Source organism: Erythrobacter dokdonensis DSW-74, assembly GCF_001677335.1.
Lineage (GTDB): Bacteria > Pseudomonadota > Alphaproteobacteria > Sphingomonadales > Sphingomonadaceae > Erythrobacter > Erythrobacter dokdonensis.
The window spans coordinates 19,564-44,214 of the sequence record NZ_LZYB01000006.1 but is presented as its reverse complement, the minus strand read 5'-3'; the positions used below and the strand labels follow the sequence as shown (position 1 = coordinate 44,214).

The following is a 24,651-nucleotide window of genomic DNA, read 5'->3' as shown; positions in this document are numbered from 1 at the left end:
AACGGCATCGGCACGCCGGTTATTCCCGCGACTGAAAAAATAATTTCTGGCGGGCTTCGGGAATAAGCTGAAGACTGCAGTCGTTGTGCTCCCGACCACGGCAAAGGAGCCACCCCGATGACCATCCACGATCTCAGCACTTTCGTCGGTAGCGACCGGATCGCGCGTCTTAGCGCCCGCATCGCGGCGGCCAAGCGCGCCTTCACGACGCGCAACGTTGATCTGACCCGCGCGGCGCGGCTGGCGCGCTCAGATCGGGTTCCCCGTGCGGGCGACATCATTCTCGCCCGGGTGACCACAATCGGGCAGCACCGCCGGATAGAGAACATCCACGGTCGGCGCGGCGATCTTTACGTCGGGGACGAGATCATCGTCGCTTACGGCAACCGTTATGCGCCCGACCAGTTCGAAGCCTATGTCCCCGAAGACCTTGGCCCTTGCGAACTCGTCGCCGGTGGCGGGGTTGCCGCCCGGGTCACGGCGAAGCACGCCCGCGTCCGGCAGGCGACCGCCATCGAGGTGCTCGGCGTGTTGCAGGACAGGACCGGCCGAACGCTGAACCTTGCAGATTTCGGCGCCGACCAGCACCCGCGCTCGCGCCCGCCGCGGGTAATCGCGGTCGTCGGCAGTTCGATGAATGCGGGCAAGACGACAACCGTCGCCGGGCTGGTGCATGGCCTTTCGCGCAGCGGGTTCAAGGTCGGCGCGGCCAAGCTGACCGGCACCGGATCGGGCGGAGACCTGTGGTCGATGCGCGATGCCGGTGCGGCGCTCGCGGTCGATTTCACCGACGCCGGTCACGCCTCCACCTTCGGCGTCGCAACCGAGGAACTCGGGCGGATCACCCAGACGCTGCTGGGCCGACTGGCCGATGCCGATGCCGACATCGCTGTGGTCGAGATCGCCGACGGCCTGCTGCATGGGGAGACCGCGCAACTGCTCGAGACGGGCCATGCACACGGCTGGTTTGACGCGGTGCTGTTCGCTGCTTCCGACGCCATGGGCGCAGCGTTCGGCTGCCAGTGGCTGGCCCAGCGAGGGCTTGTGCCGGTGGCGGTATCGGGGCTGGTCTCCGCCTCACCGCTGGCCTCGCGCGAGGCGGAGCGTGCGACCGGCATCGCGGTTGCGACCCTTTCCGAACTGCGCGACCCGATCAGCGCCAGCCGGATCGTCTTCAGCCAGCCGTCCCGCCAGGTAGCAGCATGAGCGCAGCCCCGCGCCTCCTGGCGGGACGGCGCCGTTATCTGGCCGTGCTGCTCGCGCTGATCGCGGTCGGCGAGGCGTTGCTGGCGGTGCTGTTCGCCGGTGCGCTGGACCGGCTGATGACGCCGGCTGGTGTGGCACCGGGCGCGCTGCCCGCAGCCGTCGGCATCGCGCTCACCGCTGCTGCAGCGCTGCTGCTGCAACGCTGGCTGGGGGAGGCGTTCGCGCAAGGGTTCGTCACCGACTGCCGCGGTGCCTTGTATCATGCGGTCACTCGTCATCACGGCGAGGGCGGCGATGCGCGCTGGCTGACTGTGCTGATCAACGACATGGCAGCCCTGCGCAACTATGCCCTTCGCGGAACGGTGCGGCTATGGACCAGTGTCACCGCCGTCGTCGCGACCGCGCTTTGGGTGGGCTTGACCATGCCGCAGCTGCACATGGCGCTGGCGCCGATGGCGATTGCGGTCGCCGTCATCCTGCTGATCGCCTGGCGGCTGACGCATGCGATTGCAGCGCAGCGCATCGATCGCGGCAGGCTCAACCGCTGGCTCGTGCGCCGCGTTCGCGGACAGTTGGGCGGGCTGCCGAACACCAATGGCCGGGGCTTTCGCAAGCTCGGCGAATTGTCCGATGCCATCGCGCGCACATCGATCCATCGCGCCGCTCTCGCGGGCGCGATGGATGCGAGCGCGACCCTGGGTGGGTTGGCCGCAATGCTGGTCATTGTCGTGCCGGCGGCGGGGGGCGGCCAGCAAGCCGGCCTTGCCGGGAACCTGATGCTGATCGGCTTCATCGCTGCCCGCCTGCTGGAAAGCGCGCGCGCGCTCCATGCCCGGATCGGTGGCCGGATCGCGCTGCTACGGCTTGAGGAGCGGCTGGTCGCAGCCGCCCGCCGTCAGCGCAGCCGTGACCGCGCGCAACCTGCCGTCCGTTCTTCTGCGGCCCGCGCCACTCTCCCGCGCCAACATCCATCCCTTGTCCCTGCGCAAGCAAAGCCCCCGCCGACGGAGTCCGGTTCATGAATGCTATGATGATGTCGACCGGCAGCCTGCCGACCTACCGTGCGTCCACCACGCCCGATGTTCCTGAGTGCTTTGTCGCCAATCTGCGGCCGGATCAGCCGGTGCTGGTGGCGATCCATGGGATCAGCCGCAACGCGGCGGAGATCGCGATGCGCTTTGCGATCCATCCCGCCTTTCGCCAGGTCTCGATCATCGCGCCGCTCTTCACGCGCGAGCGGTTTGGCCAATACCAGCAGATGAGGACCCGCAAGCCCGGGCAGACACAATCCGATGCGGCCCTGATCCGGCTGCTGGAAGAAGTTGCCGAGGAGCACGGGGTCCCCGTGACGCGCTTCCGCCTGTTCGGCTTTTCGGGCGGGGCCCAGATGGCGCACCGCTTTGCCATGTTCCATCCGGAACGGGTCGAGCGTCTGTGTGCGGTTTCGGCGGGCTGGTATAGCCTGCCGCGCACCGATCTTGCCTATCCCTATGGCATCGGCAACGGACAGGGCGATCCGCTGGTCGGGCCCGACTTTCTCGACATTCCGACAACGGTGATTGTCGGCAACCGCGATACCCGCGTCGACGAGTCGGTGCGCCAGGATCCCGAAATTGTCGAACACCAGGGCCGCAACCGGCTGCGCCGCGCGCGTTGCTACGTCAGCGCGGCGAGCGCCTACGCCGATAGTCTGGGCAGGCCGGGCCGCCCGCAGATCCTGACGCTGCACGGGGTGTCGCATGATTTCACGCAATGCGTCGCTGAAGGCGAACTTCTCGAATTCGTGGCACAAAACCTTGTCTGAAGGGTTTTGGCCGGGACATAAGCCGGTGTGCATTATTCTGAAGGTATGAAGATGAGGCGAATATTGATGCGACGCGCCCTTGACGGTGCAGCCGTGTGCGGGGCGATGTTGTGCGCTGGCGCGGCGCATGCAGATCAGGGCTTGCCGAGGATCGAGGTCCAGTGGGAAGGCTTCGACATCCGCCTTACCGGGGGCGCGGCGACGCAAGGCGCGATATTTCGCGATGACGAGGCCACCACCAACTCTCCGGATGCCAAGGTCGATCTGTTCGCAAGGCTCAACGCGCAATGGACCTCGCCCGACGGCATCATCATCGGCCTCAATGTCGAACAGAACAGCCGCCGTCGTGCCTCCGAAGTGCTCGAGGCGGGCGAAATCTACGGCTTTGTCGCCAGCGATTACGGGCGTGTGGAAGTGGGCCTGCAGGATGGCCCGGCCGATCGGCTCGCCTTTGCCGCACCGCTGGTTGCCCTGGGGCAGGTGCGCGGCGAGTTCTCGCGCTATGCCGGCACGCAGGCGTTGTTGCGCGCGCTCGACACGCAGGATGCGTTCAAGGTGATCTACCTCTCGCCGCCGATCGGGGGGCTGCGCGGGGGCGTCTCGTGGTCGCCCAAGGTCCGCCGCAACGCCGCTGCGGTGGACTCGCGCGAGAGCATCCAAGTCGACAACGCCTTCGAATTCGGCCTGCAATACCAGCAGCCGGTGGGCGACTGGATCCTCGGCGCGAGCGGTGGCTATGTCACCGGCGAGGCCGATCCGGTCACCACCCGCGAGGACCTGCGTAGCTGGAGCGTGGGCGCAGAGGCGCGGCGCGGGCCGCTGCGGATCGGCGGCGCCTATGTCGATCGCGGGGATTCGAACCGCCTCGCTCCCGGTTTCGACCAGTGGGAGCTGAATGGCGGCATCGGCTGGGTCACGCCCGAATGGGGTGTGGCCGGCAGCGCCGCCTATACCAAGGCCTCGGACCGCAGCAACCGGCTGTTCGGGGTCGGCGGCTTCTACCGGGTCCATCCCAATATCGAGCTGCGCGCCGACATCGTGCAGTTTCGCGAAAAGCGGTTCGGCCTGGTCGATAACGACGGGATCGCGAGCGTCGTGGAAGTTCTGCTGACGATCTGACCGCCCGCCCTGCGGCACAGGCCATTGCCCGGGCGGTCAGACAAGCGGCCCGGGCTTTTTCTTGTCGGTCAGGGCCCCGTCTGGGTCCTACTTCTTGCTCAATTCGGTCGCTTCGTCCGCACCGATCAAGGGATCGCTGTCGATCATGGCATCGACCGCCGCGATCACCGCAGGCGCGGCATCGCCGCCCGCAAGCCGCATCTCGCCGATCGGGGCTGCGCGGCGGCCATAGGCCTCAATCTGCCAGCCCTCCCCGGCGCCCCCCGCGCAGGCGAGCGCATCGCTGGTGGCTCCGCCAACGGACTCAATCATGAACTGGCGGCACAGCTGGCCGTCGATATTGCGGAAAGTGAGCACAACCTCGCCCTGCCCGAGCGCGGCAAGTTCGACCAGCTGGCCACTCGGCGCATTGTCGAGCATGGCGTCGAGATCGGCGCTGGCGAGCACCAGGCTAGCGCCTTGCGGGGCATCGGAGCCGGCCTTCAGCAACGGCCCGCCGATCATCACGCCCAGCGCCAGGCTGGCGGCCATGGCGCCGATCTGCGCCCAGCCCCAGCTGCCGCGAGCGGTATCATTGGCGGGGATGGGCGCGGCGCGCGAACGAGCGGCGCGGACTTCATCCAGGCTGACCACCTCCGCTTCGTCCGGAGCATCGCGCATGGTGGCCGCAGCGATCAGGCGTTCGGGCACGGGCGCATCAAGCACCGGGGCAAAGGCCGCTTGCACCAGCGGATCAATTTCATGACCTGCGGCCAGCGCTTCGGTCCGCGCCGCCAGATCGGGGTCGGCGTTGATCGCGACCTCGATGGCATCGATCAACGCCTCGTCTACAAGCGTTCCGGCGAGAAAGGCGGCCAGCTGGGCATCGGTGAAGGAAGCGCTCACTGCACCGCTCCTGTCCCCGCAATGCGCTTCGCCAGAGCGGCTTTGGCACGCGACAGGCGGCTCATCACCGTGCCGATCGGCAGACCGAGCGTGTCGGCCGCCTCGCGGTAGCTCATTTCCTCCAGTATCACGAGCGCGACCACGTCGCGCTGATCGGGCGGCAGTGCATCGACTGCGGCGCGCACCATCCGGGCTTCGTCACCAGCCTCGACCACCGCCACCCCGTCATCGCCGACCAGATCCGGCATCTCGCTGATATCATCGTGCCCCATGCGGTTGTGCGCGCGGCGGCGGTTGTCCAGCCAGTGATTGCGGGCGATCCGGAACACCCAGGCATCAAGCCGGGTGCCGGGCTGCCATTGATCGAGGTTCAGCATCGCTTTCTCCAGACAAGCCTGCACGACATCGTCTGCGTCGGCCATATTGCCGGTCAGGACACGGGCGAAGCGCCGCAGGCGCGGGATCAGAGCGACGAGCGCCTGTCTTGTCGTTTCGTCCGTGTTCATCAGCCGGTTCACGATGCCAACGGTTCAGCAAGAGGAAATATTCCGTTCATAGACCAGGGGGGTCATAGGTAAAGCCATGGCTTAAAGGAACTGGAAGCTTCGCAGATTGGCAGGTTTGCGGGAACGGAAGCTTCGCAGGAAGGTTTCAGCGGGCGTGGGGAATCGCGGCGATGATGATCAGGATTTTCATTGCATGGCTGTTTGTGGCCGGACTGACGTTCGGGCCGCTGGGTCAGTTCGCCACCTTGCCGCTCGCCGCCCAGGACTCAGGGGGCGATGACGATGACGGCGATGATCCGGACGATGACGACCCCGATGATCCCGACGACGGCGATGACTTCGACGATGGCGGCGATGTCGGGGAGGACGACCCCGACGGCGGCGGCGACCTCGATGATGGAGCCGATGGTTCCGATGGCGACGACCTTGGCGGCGACGGCTTCGACGAGCCCGACGGCGACGATGACGTAGCCGCCGACAATGAGGCTGGCGACGATGATGATGGCGACGACGACGTAGTCGACGACGACGTTAGCGGCGATGACGATGACGACGGTGATGATCGCGACGATGACGACGATGGCGAAGTCGAAGACGACAACGACGAAGAAGATGATGACGCCGATGGCTACGGTGACGACGACGTCGATGGATACGATGATGATCGCAGCGAAGGCCAGTGGGAATACCCGCTTGGCGAAACGGCAGCGGAGCGCGCAGAGCTCGACCAGCGCGATCTGATCGACACCGACGGCGAAGGCTTTCGCTACCGGCGCAGCGAATTTGTCGCGCTCGGCCTGGACGAGCAGGATCTTGCCGAATTGCGCGCAAACGGGTTCGAGGTGGTAAGCCGCGAAAGGCTGGCGGTGGCCGGCACCCTCCTCCTGCTCCGGGGGCCGGCCGAGCTGACGGGAGAGGCGGCACTCGATAGGCTCGATACCATCGCCGACCCGGACAGCATCGGCTATAATCACCTGTTCGACAGCGCTGCAGTGCAGACCAGCCGCCGGCGCGGCAAGAGTGTCCCCGAACGGATCGCCTGCGGCTGCGATATCGGCCTGATCGATACAGGCGTGGCAACAAGCCTCGATTTGTTCCGCCACATCACGCTGACCCAGCGCGCCTTTAACGGCAAGACGCCGCAACCGCGTCTTCACGGCACAGCGGTCGCGCACCTGATGGCCGGGACGAAGCGTAACCCCCGGCAACAAACCAGGATCTTCGTCGCGGACATTTTTGGCGGTCCGCGCGAGACCTCGGGTTCGAGTTATGCCCTGATCAAGGCGCTCGACTGGCTGGCGGCTCAGGGAACGCCGGTGATCAATATCAGCCTGTCCGGCCCTCGCAACGCGGCCGTGGCCGAAGCGATCGCCCGGATCACCAAGCGCGGTCACATCGTGGTAGCCGCCGCCGGCAATGATGGCCCTGCCGCCCCGCCGGTATTCCCCGGAGCCTACGAAGGCGTCATCGGGGTAACCGCCGTCGATGCGAAGGATCGGATCTATCGCTATGCCAATCGCGGCGCTTACGTCGATTTCGCCGCACGCGGCGTGGCGGTAACAGCGATCGATGCCAAAGGCGCGGTGCGCGATGCGACCGGCACCTCCTTTGCGGCACCGGTGGTCGCTGCGCGTTTGGCGGGGCAGTTGCGCAAGCCCGACGCTGCCCTTTCGCGACAAGTCGTGCGCAAGCTCGAGGCCGAAGCGCGCGACCTTGGACCGCGCGGGCGCGATCCGATTTTCGGCGCAGGACTGATCGGAGGCAATTGATGCTCGCTCTGTTGACGACAGGCGCCGCCACCGCTGCGCTGATGCTGCCGACCGGACTGCCACGTTACCGCGAGGGCGATGCCTTCGTCTATTCCGATGGCCGGGTCGAGCAGGTGGTTAGAGTCGAGGAGAAGGCGACGATCTGGCGCGGGCTTGGCAGTTCGCGCTACCGGCGCAGCCGCAATTTTGTCGTGCCGGTGCTGCAATGGCGCAGCGGCCGCGCAACGGGCCGGCGAGAAGTGCGGGGCAGTCCGGATTCGCTCTGGCCGCTCGACCGCCCGCGCTCGGCACGTTTCCGGGTGATCACCGAAACCCGCGCCAACCCCCAGGCCGGCGCGAAGCGCTCGGTCAGCCTGTGGGTCTGCAAGAGCGGCAAGATGAAGCCCTTCACGGTCGAGGCAGGAACCTTCGATGCGGTGCCGGTGAAGTGCGATCGCTATTCCTCCACGACCATGCGCCTGCTGGAACGGCGCGAATGGGACTACGCACCGGAAATCGGGCATTATGTCCGCAGGGTGACAATCAACTATCTGCGAGGGACCAACCGCAGCATCGAACTGGTCGCGGCCCTGTCGGGCCCCGCGGCAACAAGGGCACGGCTGCGGGCGCTCGCGCAAAAGGCCCGCAGCGCGCAGTTGGCCCGCTCGGCCCCCTAGGACGCGGCCATGGCCGCAGCATCAGCGCGGATTTCGTTCACCCGTTCGCGCGGGAGCAAGTCGAAAATCATGTGGATGCGATCACTCTTGCCGTCGTTGCAGGCTTCGTGCTCCTGATCATTGTCGAACCACCACAATTCGCCGGTCTTCATCCGCACCTCCTCATCGCCCGCGCGCATCCATGATCCGCTCGAGGCGAGCACCAGGTGATAGCGGTTGCGCAGGCGGTAATATTCGCCGCGGTCGATATGCGGATAGACCTTGTGGCCGGGCGGCAGGCAGACAATCTTGGCGCGCGACAATTCGCTGTCCAGCTTTGTGGCAAGATCTTCGAGAAAGGCCCGCGCGACAGGATATTTCTGCGAGGTCGTGGTCCAGCGGCTTTCGTGGACGTCGCGGCGCTTGCGATTGCCGATCGCCGAGGCCCTGAGGCCCCGCAGCGGGATCGCCAGGGCCTCGCGCTGAACAGCGATTTTCTCTTGCCGCCCGCGGTTCTCCTCGAAAGCGTTCTCCTGGGCGGCAATCTCGGCAAGGAACGGAGCAGGGTCGATCTGCACTTCCAAAAGACGGAAATTCTTCATGGCCGGCCTCTCAATCTGCGGTTGGGACTGTGGACCCAACGTGGCGAGGGGCGGATTTATTCCCGGAAGTGCTGGCAGGCAGAAGATTGTGTTTGACGACAACCCGGTAGGGGCAGTGAGCAGCATCGGCATGCGATTCTGAAAACGGAACGCCGGATGCTTGAGAAACCGGGCGCTCCATGGGGGAGGTGGATGGCTGCCCCTCGTCCCGGAGCTGTATTCCTTGCCGACTTACGGGATTTCGAGAGAAATTCCCCAATGACTTGAGTGCCCATCTTTGTCCTCCGCAGGGCACCAAACAGTCTCTCCCGAAATCCAGAAATCGCCTTCGGGCACACCGTGCGACGGAAACGGAGCAGTTCTGCGGGATTTCCGCCGCGACTGACGCCGGGTGTGTGTCAGATGCACCGCCCCGGGATTGCCGGAGGCCAGTTCCGTCAGATTATGCTGCCATGGGTGTGTCGTCGCGCATCGCGCAGCAGCGCTCTGCGGCCTCGGCAGGCGGGAAATTGCCGATGGGCCCGAGCAAGCGGCGGTTGTTCAACCAGTCTACCCATTCGAGCGCGGGCGTATTCCACCGCCTCATCCGGGCGCCACGGACCTCACCGATGGATGACCTCGGCCTTGTAATAACCGTTGATGGTTTCGGCCAAAGCGTCGTCATAGCCGGCGCGAACGCTACCGGCCGCCGGCCATGGATCGTCTGCTCGAGGGCATCGAGCATAAAGCCGGCATGTGCCGTCCTGCTCACCCCCGGCCCACGACGCAGGAGGCCAGGCCTTCGATCATTAAGGAGACATAGACGAACCCGGCCAGCGTCGCGGCGCCCGGTAAAGTCCGAGACCCATAGCATGTCCGGCACCGGTGCATGGAACTGACGGCTGGCCTGATCGAGAGGACGGGCGCGGCCTTGTCGGTCATCATCGTCTTGACCGGCTTGCCGCGGATCACACCCTGCAGGCCGCGTTCACGCATCAGCCGTTCGGCCGTGCAACGGGCAATATCGAAGCCCTCACGTTGCATCTGTCGCTACACCATCATGGCAATTGGATGGGGCGCCCAGGAGGTCAGGCCCACTCTGCCAAGGCAAACCATGCGGAAGCCTTGCGCAGCATCTCTTTGGTCTGCTGCAGCTCCCGGTTCTCGCGCTCCAGCGCCTTGAGCCGGTCGGCCACCTCGACCGGCACCGGCCCGCAGCCATTAAGCAGCAGCGCGGGCGAGTCGGGCGCGGGCTTCCCCTTCGCCGATAAGGGGAAGGAGTTCGGCCATGTCCGGGCCATGATCCATCCCGGTCAGCGCCTGCCGCAAAGGCAGGAACAGTGCGCGCCCCTTGCGTCCGGACACCTGCTTGAGCGCCTCGGTCAAGCTTGCCCACGGATTGTCGCCCCATGCCAGCAATCGCGCGGCCTCCGCCAGATAGGCACGGTCTTCCGAAGTGAACTCCGGCGGCTCGATAGGACCCGTCACCAGGCGCCACCATTCCGCCGCGTCGTCGACACGCGCAAGGTTCGGCCTGACCGCATGCCAGCCGGCCTCGTCCATACCTGCCGGCAGGCGTTCTTTGACTGCATCGAAGGGCAGTTGATGCACGATCGCGGCATTGAGGCGATCGAGATCCTCCTCGTCGAACTTTGCAGGGGCGCGGCCGAAGCTGGCCAGATCGAAGGTCGCGATCAGAGCGGCGCGGTCGGCAATCGGTTCGACCGGCTGCGAGGTTCCCAGCCGAGCAAGCAGGGCGATGATCGATTCCGGTTCGATTCCGCGCTCGCGGAAGGCATCGCATCCAAGCGAGCCGAGACGCTTTGAAAGCTTGCCCTCGCGCCCCACCAGCAGCGCCTCGTGGGCGAAGGAAGGAAGCGAATTTGCTGCAGGGCTTGCTGCAGCAAAGCCTGCAGCATGAAGTGCGGTAAATATCTGTATTTGAACGGCAGTATTCGATACGTGATCCTCGCCGCGAAGGACTTGCGTTACCCCCATGTCGATGTCGTCGACGGTGCTGGGCATCATGTAGAGCCATGATCCGTCAGCTCTCCGGATGACCGGATCCGAAAGCTGGGCCGGATCGAATTTCTGCATTCCGCGAATGCCGTCCTCCCATGCGATCGGCTCGTCATGGTCGAGCAGGAAACGCCAGTGCGGGGCGATGCCTTCGGCCTCTTTCGCCGCGCGTTCGGTTTCGGTCAGCTTGAGCGCCGCGCGATCATAGATGGGCGGCAAGCCGCGCCCAAGCTGGATCTTGCGCTTGACCTCTAGCTCCTGAGCACTTTCGTAGCAGGGATAGATGCGGCCCGTTGCCTGGAGAGCAGCGAAAGCGGTCTGGTAGCGTTCCAGCCGTGACGACTGGCGTTCCTCGTGGTCCCAATCGAGGCCCAGCCAGGCAAGATCGGCCTTGATCGCTGCAACATATTCCTCGCGGCTGCGTTCGGCGTCGGTATCATCAATCCGCAGGATGAAGCGGCCACCGGCGCGGCGTGCCAACATCCAGTTATGCAGCGCGGTTCGGATATTGCCGACATGGAGACGGCCGGTCGGAGACGGGGCGAAGCGGGTGATCGTGCTCATGGCGCGAGCGGTAGAGCGCTGTGCGCCCGGCCGCAAGCTGGCTCACGCAGCGCGCATTTCGGCAGCGACAAGAGCAAGAGCGCATTCCCACAGACGATGCGCGCGGTCCGGTCGTACCAGGCCGTCAAGCGCGCGCTCACATCCCTGCCGATGCCCCGTGGCCGCAGCATCGATGATGGTGCCGATGGTGGCTTCGTCGTGGCTGAGCACGCGGCAACAGAAGCGCGAGACATGGACATTCTCCGGCCAGGTTGTCGTGATGGCCTGTGCAAGAATGAGAGATTTGGCGGCCACCTCCACACTGCCCAGCCGCGCCGCCAGTTCAGGGACAGGATCCCGCCCGGCACGCTCGTGCAGGGCAATCAGCCGCAGCGCATGGATGAAGCGCGCTGCATAGGGGCCGAGCGTTTCCACCCTTGGCGGCCGTGCGAGCGCTTCGATGATGTGCTGGTGGGTGGCACTGGATGATCGGTGGCCGGACATGAAATCTCGCCTTGCTGCGTCTGGAGAACGGATGAACCCTTACAGAAATGCGAGTGATTTGCAATAGCATTTTATCCAAAGGCCGGCTGATACGAAAAGCCCCGCCGGAGCGACAACTCCGGCGGGGCAATCCTTGTTTCAAGAGGCCGAGAGGCCCGGCTTATTCTTCGCCGTCATCCTCCGCGCCGGCGGCGGGCGATGCCGCTGCCATGCTTGCCATCGCTGCCTTCATCGCCTCTTCCGAGCCGATCGCATCGGCTTCGGGTTCGGCTTCGCGCTGCCCGGAAGCGGCAAGCGCGTCCTGCTGCTTCTTCCACGCCGCCTTGAGCGCGGCGTCGCGGCTGTTGGCGGTGACGCGCAGGCGGTTCATGCCCGCACCGGTGCCGGCGGGAATGAGACGGCCGACGATGACGTTCTCCTTGAGACCGATCAGCGTATCCTTCTTCCCTTCCACCGATGCCTGCGTGAGCACGCGCGTGGTTTCCTGGAACGAGGCTGCCGAGATGAAGCTGCGGGTCTGCAGGCTTGCCTTGGTAATGCCCAGCAGCACCGGCTTGCCTTCCGCCGGCTGCTTGCCCTTGGCGAGCTTGGCGTTGACCTCGAGCATCTCGGCCAGATCAACCTGTTCACCCGGCAGCAGGGTGGTGTCCCCGCCATCGGTGATCTCGACCTTCTGCAGCATCTGGCGAACAATCACCTCGATGTGCTTGTCGTTGATTTTCACGCCCTGCAGTCGGTAGACTTCCTGGATTTCGTTGACGAGATACTCCGCCAGCGCCTCGACACCCAGCACCTCGAGGATGTCGTGCGGGTTGGGCGAGCCGGAAATCAGGGTATCGCCCTTCTTTACGTAGTCGCCTTCCTGCACGTCGATCGCCTTGGTCTTGGGGATCAGGTACTCGACGGCTTCACCCTCCTCGGGGATGATCGCAATCTTGCGCTTCGCCTTGTATTCGCGGACGAATTCGATCCGGCCGGAAATCTTGGCGATGACCGCGTTATCCTTCGGCAGGCGCGCCTCGAACAACTCGGCCACGCGCGGCAGACCACCCACAATATCGCGGGTCTTGGCCTCGCGGCTGACACGGGCGAGAATGTCGCCCGCCTCGACCGTCTGGCCATCCTCGACCGAAATGGCGGTGCCGGGCGCCAGCATGTAGCGCGCAGCCTCGGTATCGCCATCGCCTTCGCCCAGCAGGGTGAGGCGCGGACGCAGGTCTTCCTTGCGCTTGCGGCCGGTCGCACGGTTTTCAGTGACAACGCGCTGGGTGATGCCGGTGGCATCGTCGACCTGCTCCTCGAGCGTTACGCCCTCGGCAAGGTCCTGAAAGCGCACGACGCCCGAATATTCGGTGATGATCGGCAGGGTAAACGGATCCCATTCGGCAAGGCGGTTGCCCACCTTTACCAGGTCGCCATCCTTGAACATCAGCACCGTACCATAGGGCACCTTGTGCGTCTCGCGCTCGCGCCCTTCGGCATCGATCACCGCCAGCTCGCCGTTGCGGGCGAGGCTGAGGATGCGTCCCTTCTTGTCGGTGATGGTCGGCATGTCGCGGTATTCGATACGGCCTTCCGAAATCGCCTCGAGATGCGAGGTTTCGTTGAGCTGTGCCGCGCCGCCGATGTGGAAGGTCCGCATCGTCAGCTGGGTTCCGGGCTCGCCGATCGACTGCGCCGCAATGACGCCCACGGCTTCACCGATATTGACCGGCGTGCCGCGTGCAAGGTCACGTCCGTAGCAGGTCGCGCACACGCCCTGTTCGGCCTCGCAGATCAGCGGCGAGCGGATCTTGGCCGACTGAACTTCGGCAGCCTCGATCTCCTTGACCATCGCTTCGTCGAGCAGCGTGCCGGCCGGAACGATCACCTCGCCGGTGGCGGCGTTGATGATGTCCTCGGCAACGGTGCGGCCGAGAATGCGCTCGCCGAGCGAGGCGATCACCGAGCCGCCCTGAACGATGGCGCGCATTTCGAGCGCGTTCTGGGTGCCGCAATCTTCCTCGACGATGACGCAGTCCTGCGACACGTCGACCAGACGGCGGGTCAGGTAACCCGAGTTCGCGGTCTTCAGCGCGGTGTCCGCGAGGCCCTTGCGCGCGCCGTGGGTCGAGTTGAAGTATTCAAGAACGGTCAGGCCTTCCTTGAAGTTCGAGATGATCGGGGTCTCGATGATTTCGCCCGAGGGCTTGGCCATCAGGCCGCGCATCCCCGCGAGCTGCTTCATCTGCGCCGGGCTACCGCGCGCACCCGAGTGGCTCATCATGTAGATCGAGTTGATCTGGCCTTCCTTGCCATTCTCGTCGATCGGCTGGGCCTTGATCTCGGCCATCATCGCCTCGGCGACCATGTCCCCGCACTTGTTCCAGGCGTCGACCGCCTTGTTGTACTTTTCCTGCTGGGTGATGAAGCCGTCCTGGTACTGCTGCTCGTAGCCAGCCACGAGCGCCTTGGTTTCCTCGACCAGCTTTTCCTTGGCGGCGGGGATGATCATGTCGTCCTTGCCGAAGCTGATGCCGGCCTTGAACGCATGGCGGAAGCCCAGCGCCATGATGGCGTCGGCGAACAGCACCGTGTCCTTCTGGCCGGTGTGACGATAGACCTGATCGATCACGTCCGCGATCTCGCGCTTGGTGAGCAGGCGGTTGACGATGTCGAAGGGCACCTTGTGGCTCTTCGGCAGGCACTCGCCGATCAGCATGCGGCCCGGCGTGGTGACGAAACGCTTCATGCCCACATTGCCCGCTTCATCCGCCTGCGGGACGCGGGCGAGGATACGGGTGTGGAGCGTGACCGCCTTGGTTTCGAGCGCCTGGTGCACTTCGGCGATATCGCCAAAGCGCGGCAGCTTCTCGATCTTGGTGCCGTCAGCCTCTTCGATGAATTCGGGCGTCTTTTCCTGACGTTCCATCGACAGGTAGTAGAGCCCCAGCACCATGTCCTGCGAGGGCACGATGATCGGGGTGCCGTTGGCGGGCGAGAGGATGTTGTTGGTCGACATCATCAGCACACGCGCTTCAAGCTGGGCTTCCAGCGACAGCGGCACGTGGACCGCCATCTGGTCACCGTCGAAGTCGGCGTTGAAGGCCGAGCAGACCAGCGGGTGCAGCTGGATAGCCTTGCCTTCGATCAGCACCGGCTCGAACGCCTGGATGCCCAGACGGTGCAGCGTCGGCGCGCGGTTCAGCAGCACCGGGTGTTCGCGGATCACCTCGTCGAGGATGTCCCAGACTTCCTTGCGCTCCTTCTCGACCCACTTCTTCGCCTGCTTGAGGGTCATCGACAGACCCTTGGCATCCAGACGCGCGTAGATGAACGGCTTGAACAGCTCGAGCGCCATCTTCTTGGGCAGGCCGCACTGGTGCAGCTTGAGTTCGGGACCGGTCACGATCACCGAACGGCCCGAATAGTCGACGCGCTTGCCGAGCAGGTTCTGACGGAAGCGGCCCTGCTTGCCCTTGAGCATGTCGGACAGCGACTTGAGCGGACGCTTGTTGGCGCCGGTGATGACGCGGCCGCGGCGGCCGTTGTCGAACAGCGCGTCGACCGCTTCCTGCAACATGCGCTTTTCGTTGCGCACGATGATATCCGGCGCGCGCAGTTCGATCAGGCGCTTCAGACGGTTGTTGCGGTTGATGACGCGGCGATAGAGATCGTTGAGGTCCGAGGTCGCGAAACGACCGCCATCGAGCGGCACCAGCGGGCGAAGTTCGGGCGGGATCACGGGGATCACTTCGAGGATCATCCATTCCGGGCGGTTGCCGGAATCGATGAAGCTCTCGACGACCTTCAGACGCTTGATGATCTTCTTGGGCTTGAGCGCCGACTTGGTGGTGGCGAGCTCTTCCATCAGCGCGTCACGCTCGGCCTCGAGGTCGAGGTCCATCAGCATGCGGCGCACGGCTTCGGCACCGATATCGGCGCTGAAGGCGTCCTCGCCGTATTCGTCCTGCGCTTCGAGCAGCTCGTCCTCGGTCAGCAGCTGGTACTTTTCAAGCGGGGTCAGGCCCGGCTCGATCACCACGTAGCTTTCGAAGTAGAGGATGCGCTCAAGCTGCTTCAATTGCATGTCGAGCAGCAGGCCGATGCGGCTCGGCAGCGACTTCAGGAACCAGATGTGCGCGACGGGCGCGGCCAGTTCGATGTGGCCCATACGCTCGCGGCGAACCTTGGTCACCGTGACTTCGACGCCGCACTTTTCGCAGACGACGCCCTTGTACTTCATGCGCTTGTACTTGCCGCACAGGCACTCGTAGTCCTTCACGGGACCGAAGATGCGCGCGCAGAACAACCCGTCCCGCTCCGGCTTGAAGGTGCGGTAGTTGATCGTCTCAGGCTTCTTGATCTCGCCATAGGACCACGAGCGGATGCGCTCGGGCGAGGCGATGCCGATCTGGATCTGGTCGAAGGTTTCGGGCTTCGCCAGCTGGTTGGTGAATTTGGTCAGGTCGTTCATTAGGCTTTCTCCGCCTCGGAAATTGCTTCGCCGCAGGTCTTGGTCCTGCTCACCATGTCAGCCATCGCATTAGGCTTTGTCAGGATGGACTGGGTCACCCCGAGCTGGACCTGCGCGTAATCCATACCGATCAACGGATCACGCTTGCCCAGCTTGCGCCCCAGCATCAGAGTCAGCCTGCGATAAAAGCTTTCGGTCCCTTTGACGGTCTCGATCGCTTTGGCCTGTTCTTCGTTCGCTGCTTCCTGACGATTGAGGCTGATGAGGAGGCTGTCTGCGGCAACCCGGCATTCGAGGGCTTCCCGGTATACCGCCTCAACCCCCTTGTCCGCAGCGTTCGACGGGGTGGCGACAAGCACCATCCCCGCCATCGCCGCAGCGGTCAGGGCCTTGCGCATCATTCGGCCGCCTCCAGCATCTCGCCGTCGTCGTCCTCGTCATCGAGGATCGACTTCAGCTCGACGTTGAGGCCGAGGCTGCGCATTTCCTTGACGAGCACGTTGAAGCTCTCGGGAATGCCGGCTTCGAAGGTGTCGTCGCCCTTGACGATCGCTTCGTAGACCTTGGTGCGGCCGACCACGTCGTCGGACTTCACCGTCAGCATTTCCTGCAAGGTGTAGGCCGCTCCGTAGGCCTGCAGCGCCCAGACTTCCATTTCGCCGAAGCGCTGGCCGCCGAACTGCGCCTTGCCGCCCAGCGGCTGCTGGGTGACGAGCGAGTAGGGACCGATCGAACGCGCGTGGATCTTGTCGTCGACGAGGTGGTGGAGCTTGAGCATGTAGATGATGCCCACGGTCACCTTGCGGTCAAACGCCTCGCCGGTGCGGCCGTCATAGAGGACGCTCTGGCCCGAGGAATCGATTCCCGCCTTCACCAGCATCTCCGACACGTCCGGCTCGCGCGCGCCGTCGAACACCGGGGTTCCCATCGGCACACCGGCCGAAAGGTTGCCCGCCAGCTCGACGATCTCGGCGGTCGAGCGGCTTTCGAGATCCTCGAAATATTGCTCGCCATAGATGTCCTTGAGGCGCTCCACGACCGCTGCGGGCGGCGCCGCATTGGCGTAATCTTCGGCCGCGTTCGGATTGGCGGCGCGCCAGTCTTCCAGCATGCCCTTGATCTCGTGACCGAGCGCACGCGCGGCAAAGCCGAGGTGGGTCTCGAAGATCTGCCCGACGTTCATGCGCGAAGGCACGCCCAGCGGATTGAGCACGAGGTCGACCGGCGTCCCGTCTTCGAGGAACGGCATATCCTCGATCGGCAGGATGCGGCTGATCACGCCCTTGTTCCCGTGGCGGCCGGCCATCTTGTCGCCCGGCTGCAGCTTGCGCTTCACCGCGACGAAGACCTTGACCATCTTGAGCACGCCCGGCGCGAGTTCATCGCCACGCTCCAGCTTTTCCTTGCGGTCCTGGAACTTGGCATCGATCAGCGCGACGGCTTCGTCATATTGCGACTTCACCGCCTCGATCTGCGTCTGCCGGCTGTCGTCGGCGACCGCGAACTTGAACCATTCGTGGCGATCGACTTCCTCGAGCAGCTCCTCGGTGATTTCGACGCCCTTCTTCAGCCCCTTCGGCGCTGCCGAGGCGGTCTGGCCCACCAGCATGTCCTTGAGGCGGTTGTAGGTCGCACGGTTGAGGATGTTGCGCTCGTCGGCGGCATCCTTGCGCAGACGCTCGATTTCCTCGTTCTGGATCGCGCGGGTACGGTCGTCGATCTCGATCCCGTGGCGGTTGAAGACGCGAACTTCCACGACCGTCCCGGCCACACCAGGAGGCAGACGCAGCGAGGTGTCGCGCACATCGCTCGCCTTTTCGCCGAAGATCGCGCGCAGCAGCTTTTCTTCCGGGGTCATCGGCGATTCGCCCTTGGGCGTGATCTTGCCGACCAGAATGTCGCCCGGATGCACTTCGGCGCCAATATAGACAATGCCCGCTTCGTCGAGGTTGCGCAGGGCTTCCTCGCCGACATTGGGAATGTCGCGGGTGATGTCTTCCGGCCCCAGCTTGGTGTCGCGAGCCATGACTTCGAACTCCTCGATGTGGATCGAGGTGAAGACGTCGTCCTTCACGATGCGCTCGCTGATCAGGATCGAGTCTTCGTAGTTGTAGCCGTTCCAGGGCATGAAGGCGACGAGGCTGTTCTTGCCCAGCGCCAGCTCGCCCAGATCGGTCGAAGGGCCGTCGGCGATGATGTCGCCGGCTTCGATCACGTCACCCACCTTCACCAGCGGACGCTGGTTGATGCAGGTGTTCTGGTTCGAACGCTGGAACTTCTGGAGGGTGTAGATGTCCACGCCCGACTGGCCGGGTTCGACATCGCCGATCGCGCGGATCACGATGCGGGTCGCGTCGACCTGGTCAACGATCCCGCCGCGCTTGGCCGCGATCGCCGCGCCCGAATCCCGCGCAACGGTCTCTTCCATGCCGGTGCCGACCCACGGCGCCTCGGCCTTGACCAGCGGCACCGCCTGGCGCTGCATGTTCGAGCCCATCAGCGCGCGGTTGGCGTCATCGTTTTCAAGGAACGGGATCAGCGAGGCAGCGACCGAGACGAGCTGCTTGGGGCTGACGTCCATCAGCGTCACATGCTCGCGCGGCGCCATCAGGTTGTCGCCGTTGTGACGCGCCGAGACCAGTTCCTCGACGAAAGAGCCGTCTTCGTTCAGCTCAGCCGAGGCCTGCGCGACGGTGTGCTTCTGCTCTTCCATCGCGGAGAGGTAGATCACGTCGCCGGTCACCTTGCCGTCCACCACCTTGCGGTAGGGGGTTTCGATGAAGCCGTACTTGTTGACGCGGCTGAAGCTGGCGAGCGAGTTGATCAGACCGATGTTCGGACCTTCGGGCGTCTCGATCGGGCAGATGCGGCCATAGTGCGTCGGGTGAACGTCGCGCACTTCGAAGCCCGCACGCTCGCGTGTGAGACCGCCCGGGCCAAGCGCCGAAACGCGGCGCTTGTGGGTGACTTCCGACAGCGGGTTGGTCTGGTCCATGAACTGCGAAAGCTGCGAGGAACCGAAGAACTCGCGCACCGCAGCGACAGCGGGCTTCGCGTTGATGAGGTCGTTCGGCATGACGGTCGACACGTCGACCGAGCTCATGCGCTCCTTCACGGCGCGCTCCATGCGCAGCAGGCCGACGCGGTACTGGTTTTCCAAGAGCTCGCCCACCGAACGCACGCGCCGGTTGCCGAGGTTGTCGATGTCATCGACTTCGCCCTTGCCGTCCTTGAGGCCGACCAGCTCCTTCACCACCGCAAGGATATCTTCCTTGCGCAGGATCGTCACGGTGTCCTCGGCGTCGAGCCCGAGGCGCATGTTGAGCTTGACGCGGCCGACAGCCGAGAGGTCATAGCGTTCGGCATCGAAGAACAGGCCTTCAAACAGCGCCTCGGCGGTTTCCTTCGTCGGCGGTTCACCCGGACGCATGACCTTGTAGATCGCCTCAAGACCCTCGTCGCGGTTCTCGGCCTTGTCAGCCTTCAGCGTGTTGCGGATCCAGGGGCCGGTGTTGATCTCGTCGATGTCGAGCAGTTCAAGCGCGTCAATGCCCGCCTTGTCGAACATCTCGACATGTTCGAGCGTCACTTCGTCGCCCGCCTCGATGTAGATACGACCAGTGCTCTCGTCGATCATGTCGCGCGCGGCGTAGCGGCTCACGACTTCCTCGGTCGGGAGCAGCAGTTCGGTAAGCCCGTCCTTGGACGCCTTGTTCGCGGCGCGGGGGCTGATCTTCTGGCCGGCCGGGAAGACTTCCTCACCGGTCTTGGCATCGATCAGGGCGAAGGTCGGCTTGGCACCGCGCCAAGCTTCCGCAACGAAGGGGATCTTCCAGCCATCCTTCGCGCGCTCCCAGGTCACGGTGTTGTAGAAGTGGTGCAGGATGTCTTCGGCATCGAGGCCCAGAGCGTAAAGCAGCGCGGTCACCGGCAGCTTGCGCTTGCGGTCGATGCGGACGTTGACGATGTCCTTGGCGTCGAACTCGAAATCGAGCCACGAACCGCGATAAGGGATCACCCGCGCGGCAAACAGCAGCTTGCCCGAAGAGTGGGTCTTGCCGCGGTCATGATCGAACAGCACGCCCGGCGAACGGTGCATCTGCGAGACGATCACGCGCTCGGTGCCGTTGATGATGAAGGTGCCGTTCTCGGTCATGAGCGGCATGTCGCCCATGTAGACGTCCTGCTCCTTGATATCGAGCACGGAGCGGGTCTCGGTTTCCTGATCGACCTCGAACACGATAAGGCGCAGCGTCACCTTCATCGGGGCGGCATAGGTGATGCCGCGCTGACGGCACTCGGTGGTGTCGTACTTGGGTTCTTCGAGTTCGTAATGCACGAAATCGAGTTCGGCGGTGCCGGCGAAGTCGCGGATCGGGAACACCGAACGCAGGGTCTTCTCGAGGCCCGACACGTAGCCGGTGGCCTTGTCCGAGCGCAGGAACTGCTCGTAGCTTTCGCGCTGCACCTCGATCAGGTTGGGCATCTCCACGACTTCGTGGATGTCGCCGAAGATCTTGCGGATACGCTTCTTCGCGGTCCCTTGCGCCTTGCGGCTGCGGGTTACGGGCGGCTTCGCCTTGGTTGCCATGGAGACTTGGGCCTCTTCGTTGTGCGCGCAGGAGCAGCTCTGTGCCCGTCGCGCCGGACAAAAAATTTCCTCGGGGGCGGGAATTCCGGGACGCAAAAACGACTGCACGGGCAACACCGAAGGGTGCCGCCCTGCAGCCTGTTTCACGAGTCCCACGGAACCTCCGGGCTTCCTTCCATCTGCACACCCCCGCGAAAGGCATGCATTGCTCGAAACCTTCGGATAGCGGCGCATATAGGCCGCCGTGCGCCCGAGTCAATCCGCAAGCACCCCGGCCCTGCCCCGCGGACTATTCCCTATCCCGCCAGCGCGTGCCATGGGTCGGCCGGAACAAACAGGGGCAGACAGGCATCATGAGCAAGTCGACGAGTGCGGAGGTGTTCGACCGGCCGGAGATCTTCCTGTCGCTGGGACTTGCGTTGCTCGACCAGAACAAGGCCGCAGCGGTGGAGGAACTGATTGCCGACACGCTGGCGCGTCATCCGGACGATCCGCTTTACGAAAACGTGGCGCGCATCATCCGCACCCGCAAGCTGCCGGCCTGGCACGCCTCGATGCTGCGCGACACGCCGCGCAACGTGGCCTATCGCGCCGCGATCGAAGGCTTGGCTGCAGGCCGTGTGGTGCTTGATATCGGCACCGGCTCGGGCTTGCTGGCAATGATGGCGGCCCGTGCCGGAGCGAAGCGGGTGATCGCCTGCGAGGCAAATCCGCTGGTCGCCGCAGCGGCACGGCGGATCGTGGCGGCCAACGGGTTCGAGGACGTCATCACGGTTCACGCCTGCCATTCGACCAAGCTGACGCGCGAGATGATCGGCGATGCGGGGGCCGAACTGGTGGTATCCGAAATCTTCGCCGCGGATCTGGTCGGAGAGGGCGTTCTGCCCGCCCTCGAGCACGCACGGGCAGAACTTTGCGCACCGGGCGCGTTGTTCGTTCCAGAGGCTGCGGGCCTGCGCGTGGCGCTCGCCGAACTGGACAATGTGGAGGCGCCGCCGCGCATGGTCGAAGGGTTTGATCTGGCCGAATTCCTCGCGCTCTATGCCAACACGGAATTCATCGACCCTGTCGGCAGACGCGTCTGCTTGCGCAGCGAGCCGGCCGATCTGGCGGTTCTGAACTGGAACATCCCCTCGCCGGTTCCGGTCACCGGCCATGCGCAAACCTCGGTGACCGCCACCGGAGGCATGATCAATGCGGTGGTGCAGTGGCTGAAAATCGATTTCGGTAACGGCATTACCTACGAAAACCCGCCCGGCGGAGACGCCGCAGCACACTGGCACCCGATCGCCTATTTTCTGCCGGAGCCTGTGAATACCGAAGCCGGGCAGACATTGGAGGTAGAGGCCTTCTATCACGCGACCACCCTCAAAGTCTGGTCGAGGTCGGGCTAGCCTGCGATCTGGCCAAGGCAGCCCGCGGGCGGCGACTTTTCGAAAAACAATTAGCGACACATCGTTTTTCAATATTATTGATTGACGATAAGCCGCGAATCGGATTATAGGCTCTTTATCGAATATCAATGTGCTCGATAAAGGAGAACGATATGACCCGCTTTGCCAACACCGCTCTCGCCGCGCTTGCCGCCGTTGTCCTCACGATCGGCTCGATCGGTGCAATTGTTACCGTCCCGCCGGCGCAGGCCGCCACCCCTGCCGTGCTCGCTCTGCCCGCACTGGCCTGAACCTTCCCCTCACAGGAGAGCGAAGCATGCATTCCCCCGGAAACGACTTACTGCTTGTTGCGGGCAAGGTTGTCGCAATCATCCTCCAGGGCCTGATGGCCATCGGCGCCGCGGCCCTCGTCATCGCCCTTCCCTTTGTCGCCTTCTTCAGCACCGATCTTGCCACAGATTTTGCCGACGGGAGCGCAATCGACGCGGCAGCCTTGCCGGTTCTGCCGCTGGTTGGTGCGCTCGCTATCGGCGTTGCTATCCTCGTTGCGCTGTTCCTGTTCTTCGGCAAGCTGCGCGCTGTGATCGACACGGTCGGCGAAGGCGATCCCTTCATCCCGGCAAATGCCGAACGGCTGAGCATGATGGCCTGGCTGCTGCTGGCCACCCAGCTTCTGACGTGGCCTCTGATCGCATTCGGTCTGATGCTGGCAGAATGGGCGCAGGAACTCGACGAGGTCGATATCAGCTTCGAGGCCGACGGGTTTGATCTTACCGGCATCCTGATGGTGCTGGTCCTGTTCATCCTCGCCCGCGTGTTCCGTCACGGTGCCGCGATGCGCGCCGATCTGGAAGGGACCGTGTGATGCCACCCAGCCCCGACGACATCGAAGGAGCGCGCATCATGGTGAAGCTCGACGACCTGCTCCACGCCCGCCGCATGACCCTGACCGAACTGGCAGACCGGGTTGGCCTCACCCTTGCCAACCTGTCGATCCTGAAAACCGGCAAGGCCAAGGCGATCCGCTTTTCCACCCTCGCCGCCATCTGCCGGGAACTGGAATGCCAGCCGGGCGACCTGCTCGGCTATGACGGCGGCGAAACCTGATCCCCCATTTCGCTTGACTCCTGCCGCCGATTCCCTAGAGGCCCGCTCCGACCGGCGGGCCTCGTGCTTTTGCCGCGTCATCCGTCCGAGACAGTTGGTGCAGGCAATCAGGCCCGCTTAATTTCCAGCCTAGACGGGGAAACGAGATTTCGCAGGCAGCCTTACGCAGGCGCGCCCTGCTCGTGCCCGATGGCACACCCTCCTTCCCTATCGACGGACTCGCCCGTGTTCGGAGCCCTTGCGGCCCCGCGCATGGACACAACGTAGCCGGTCGCCCGGGGGAGCCATTTCCCGTGCGATCACATGTGAAGGAGTATGGCATGGATCGTTCGCAGAAAGCCGACGCGGTTGCCCAGCTCAATGCGGTCTTCAACGAGGTCAGCGTGGTGGTCGTCACCCGCAACCTCGGCATGACGGTGGCCCAGTCCACCGACCTGCGGAACAAGATGCGCGATGCTGGCGCTTCCTACAAGGTTGCGAAGAACCGTCTCGCCAAGCTCGCGCTCAAGGACACCGACTATGTCGGGCTGGATGACATGCTCACCGGTCCGGTCGGGCTGGCCTGGTCGACTGACCCGGTCGCGGCCGCCAAGGCCGCTGTCGATTTCGCCAAGTCGAACGACAAGCTTGAAATCGTCGGTGGTTCCATGGGCGCGGTCGTGCTCGACGAAGCCGGGATCAAGGCGCTCGCCTCGATGCCGAGCCTCGACGAACTGCGCGGCAAGCTTGTGGGCCTGATCAACGCCCCGGCGACCAAGATCGCCCAGGTCGTTACCGCGCCCGCAGCCAAGGTCGCCCGCGTGTTCGGCGCTTATGCCGCCAAGGACGCCGCTTAAGAGACGCTTTTCGCCAGACGAAACAATCTGGGGCATTTCCGCCCCGCCACATATTTGGAGTGAACCATCATGGCTGACATTGCCAAGCTTGTTGAAGAACTGTCGCAGCTGACCGTGCTTGAAGCTGCCGAACTCGCCAAGGCTCTCGAAGAAGCCTGGGGCGTCAGCGCCGCTGCTGCGGTTGCCGTGGCTGCTGGCCCGGCTGCCGGCGGCGATGCCCCGGCTGCCGAAGAGCAGACCGAATTCGACGTCATCCTGACCGGCGACGGCGGCAAGAAGATCCAGGTCATCAAGGAAGTCCGCGCCATCACCGGCCTGGGCCTGACCGAAGCCAAGGCGCTGGTCGAAGGCGCCCCGAAGGCGCTCAAGGAAGGCGTCAACAAGGCCGAGGCCGAAGAGATCAAGAAGAAGATCGAAGAAGCCGGCGGCACCGTCGAACTCAAGTAAGTCGATCGGGTCTTCGGACCGACGCACAAGAAGGCGGCGCCCGCGTGGCGTCGCCTTTTTTGTTTCCCCGGCCGCTGCCCCTGGTCAGGCCACTGTGCGAGCGGAGATGCAAGGATTGCACCTGACCGGCGGCTGGATGACCGCGCATGCAGCTGCAGGAAGTTGCTTTACTTGCTGTCGATTCGCACTAACCTAACGTTAACTAAAGGGTCGAGTCGCCCTGAATGCCCGCGTAATGGAGAAACTGCT

General features: G+C 64.3%; 20 protein-coding genes and 1 pseudogene. 12 read left to right on the top strand and 9 right to left on the bottom strand.

Going from position 1 to position 24,651, the window contains the following annotated elements:
- The first annotated feature begins 117 nt into the window (after positions 1-117).
- The 4 genes from I603_RS10865 (at position 118) to I603_RS10850 (ending at position 4,129) form a co-directional block, all read left to right on the top strand.
- Positions 118-1,206, top strand: a complete 1,089-nt coding sequence (locus tag I603_RS10865; RefSeq protein ID WP_068864988.1) for a DUF1611 domain-containing protein — start codon at positions 118-120, stop codon at positions 1,204-1,206.
- A complete protein-coding gene (locus tag I603_RS10860; RefSeq protein ID WP_068864986.1) occupies positions 1,203-2,228 on the top strand; it encodes an ABC transporter ATP-binding protein in 1,026 nt (341 codons plus the stop codon). Before I603_RS10865 ends, I603_RS10860 begins: the two co-directional genes overlap by 4 nt.
- The gene (locus tag I603_RS10855; protein WP_086621794.1) at positions 2,225-3,010 is read left to right on the top strand and encodes an alpha/beta hydrolase; all 786 of its coding nucleotides are present in this window, start codon (positions 2,225-2,227) and stop codon (positions 3,008-3,010) included. Before I603_RS10860 ends, I603_RS10855 begins: the two co-directional genes overlap by 4 nt.
- Positions 3,011-3,076: 66 nt before the next feature.
- Positions 3,077-4,129: a porin gene (locus tag I603_RS10850; protein WP_158093647.1), complete on the top strand. Its 1,053-nt coding sequence runs from the start codon at positions 3,077-3,079 to the stop codon at positions 4,127-4,129.
- A gap of 87 nt (positions 4,130-4,216) precedes the next feature.
- Here I603_RS10850 and I603_RS10845 read toward each other — a convergent pair whose 3' ends face one another.
- Together I603_RS10845 and I603_RS10840 are read right to left on the bottom strand one after the other, a co-directional pair.
- The gene (locus I603_RS10845; RefSeq protein ID WP_068864980.1) at positions 4,217-5,014 is read right to left on the bottom strand and encodes a hypothetical protein; all 798 of its coding nucleotides are present in this window, start codon (positions 5,012-5,014) and stop codon (positions 4,217-4,219) included.
- Positions 5,011-5,520, bottom strand: coding sequence for an RNA polymerase sigma factor (locus I603_RS10840; protein ID WP_068864978.1), 510 nt, complete (start codon positions 5,518-5,520; stop codon positions 5,011-5,013). The genes I603_RS10845 and I603_RS10840 overlap by 4 nt, the downstream gene beginning before the upstream one ends.
- Before the next feature lie 170 nt (positions 5,521-5,690).
- Between I603_RS10840 and I603_RS10835 the strand changes: the two genes are divergently transcribed.
- Positions 5,691-7,289, top strand: coding sequence for a S8 family serine peptidase (locus I603_RS10835; RefSeq protein ID WP_068864976.1), 1,599 nt, complete (start codon positions 5,691-5,693; stop codon positions 7,287-7,289).
- Positions 7,289-7,945 (top strand): hypothetical protein, encoded by a 657-nt coding sequence (locus I603_RS10830; protein ID WP_068864974.1) that lies wholly within the window; start codon positions 7,289-7,291, stop codon positions 7,943-7,945. Before I603_RS10835 ends, I603_RS10830 begins: the two co-directional genes overlap by 1 nt.
- On the opposite strand, the gene I603_RS10825 is transcribed toward I603_RS10830, so the two are convergent.
- The 7 genes and pseudogenes from I603_RS10825 to rpoB form a co-directional block, all read right to left on the bottom strand.
- Positions 7,942-8,526, bottom strand: a complete 585-nt coding sequence (locus tag I603_RS10825; protein WP_068864972.1) for an aspartyl/asparaginyl beta-hydroxylase domain-containing protein — start codon at positions 8,524-8,526, stop codon at positions 7,942-7,944. The two genes, I603_RS10830 and I603_RS10825, sit on opposite strands and share 4 nt — an antisense overlap.
- A gap of 442 nt (positions 8,527-8,968) precedes the next feature.
- Positions 8,969-9,713 (bottom strand): annotated as a pseudogene (locus tag I603_RS14830) (IS3 family transposase); the annotation flags it as partial.
- A gap of 13 nt (positions 9,714-9,726) precedes the next feature.
- Positions 9,727-11,088, bottom strand: a complete 1,362-nt coding sequence (gltX, locus tag I603_RS10805; RefSeq protein WP_068864966.1) for a glutamate--tRNA ligase — start codon at positions 11,086-11,088, stop codon at positions 9,727-9,729.
- 42 nt (positions 11,089-11,130) lie between these two features.
- The gene (locus I603_RS10800; protein WP_068864964.1) at positions 11,131-11,571 is read right to left on the bottom strand and encodes a DNA-directed RNA polymerase subunit beta'; all 441 of its coding nucleotides are present in this window, start codon (positions 11,569-11,571) and stop codon (positions 11,131-11,133) included.
- Positions 11,572-11,731: 160 nt separating this feature from the next.
- Positions 11,732-16,027, bottom strand: a complete 4,296-nt coding sequence (gene rpoC / locus I603_RS10795) for a DNA-directed RNA polymerase subunit beta' (RefSeq protein WP_068864961.1) — start codon at positions 16,025-16,027, stop codon at positions 11,732-11,734.
- Positions 16,027-16,428 carry a hypothetical protein gene (locus I603_RS10790; protein WP_068864959.1) on the bottom strand — a complete coding sequence of 134 codons (402 nt, stop codon included), beginning with the start codon at positions 16,426-16,428 and terminating at the stop codon, positions 16,027-16,029. Before I603_RS10790 ends, rpoC begins: the two co-directional genes overlap by 1 nt.
- On the bottom strand, positions 16,425-20,618 hold the full coding sequence (gene rpoB, locus I603_RS10785) for a DNA-directed RNA polymerase subunit beta (protein WP_068864957.1): 4,194 nt from the start codon (positions 20,616-20,618) through the stop codon (positions 16,425-16,427). Before rpoB ends, I603_RS10790 begins: the two co-directional genes overlap by 4 nt.
- Before the next feature lie 353 nt (positions 20,619-20,971).
- Here rpoB and I603_RS10780 point away from each other — a divergent pair, with 353 nt between their 5' ends.
- The 6 genes from I603_RS10780 to rplL all read left to right on the top strand — a co-directional run bounded on the left by I603_RS10780 (position 20,972) and on the right by rplL (position 24,402).
- On the top strand, positions 20,972-22,012 hold the full coding sequence (locus I603_RS10780; protein ID WP_068864955.1) for a 50S ribosomal protein L11 methyltransferase: 1,041 nt from the start codon (positions 20,972-20,974) through the stop codon (positions 22,010-22,012).
- A gap of 152 nt (positions 22,013-22,164) precedes the next feature.
- Positions 22,165-22,302: a hypothetical protein gene (locus I603_RS14725; RefSeq protein ID WP_169711371.1), complete on the top strand. Its 138-nt coding sequence runs from the start codon at positions 22,165-22,167 to the stop codon at positions 22,300-22,302.
- A 26-nt stretch (positions 22,303-22,328) separates the two neighbouring features.
- Entirely contained in the window at positions 22,329-22,877 is a 549-nt protein-coding gene (locus tag I603_RS10775; RefSeq protein WP_068864953.1) for a DUF2975 domain-containing protein, read from the top strand.
- Positions 22,877-23,119 carry a helix-turn-helix domain-containing protein gene (locus I603_RS10770; protein ID WP_068864951.1) on the top strand — a complete coding sequence of 81 codons (243 nt, stop codon included), beginning with the start codon at positions 22,877-22,879 and terminating at the stop codon, positions 23,117-23,119. Before I603_RS10775 ends, I603_RS10770 begins: the two co-directional genes overlap by 1 nt.
- 320 nt (positions 23,120-23,439) lie before the next feature.
- Positions 23,440-23,955, top strand: coding sequence for a 50S ribosomal protein L10 (gene rplJ, locus I603_RS10765; protein WP_068864949.1), 516 nt, complete (start codon positions 23,440-23,442; stop codon positions 23,953-23,955).
- A gap of 69 nt (positions 23,956-24,024) precedes the next feature.
- On the top strand, positions 24,025-24,402 hold the full coding sequence (rplL, locus tag I603_RS10760; protein WP_068864947.1) for a 50S ribosomal protein L7/L12: 378 nt from the start codon (positions 24,025-24,027) through the stop codon (positions 24,400-24,402).
- Positions 24,403-24,651 lie beyond the last annotated feature (249 nt).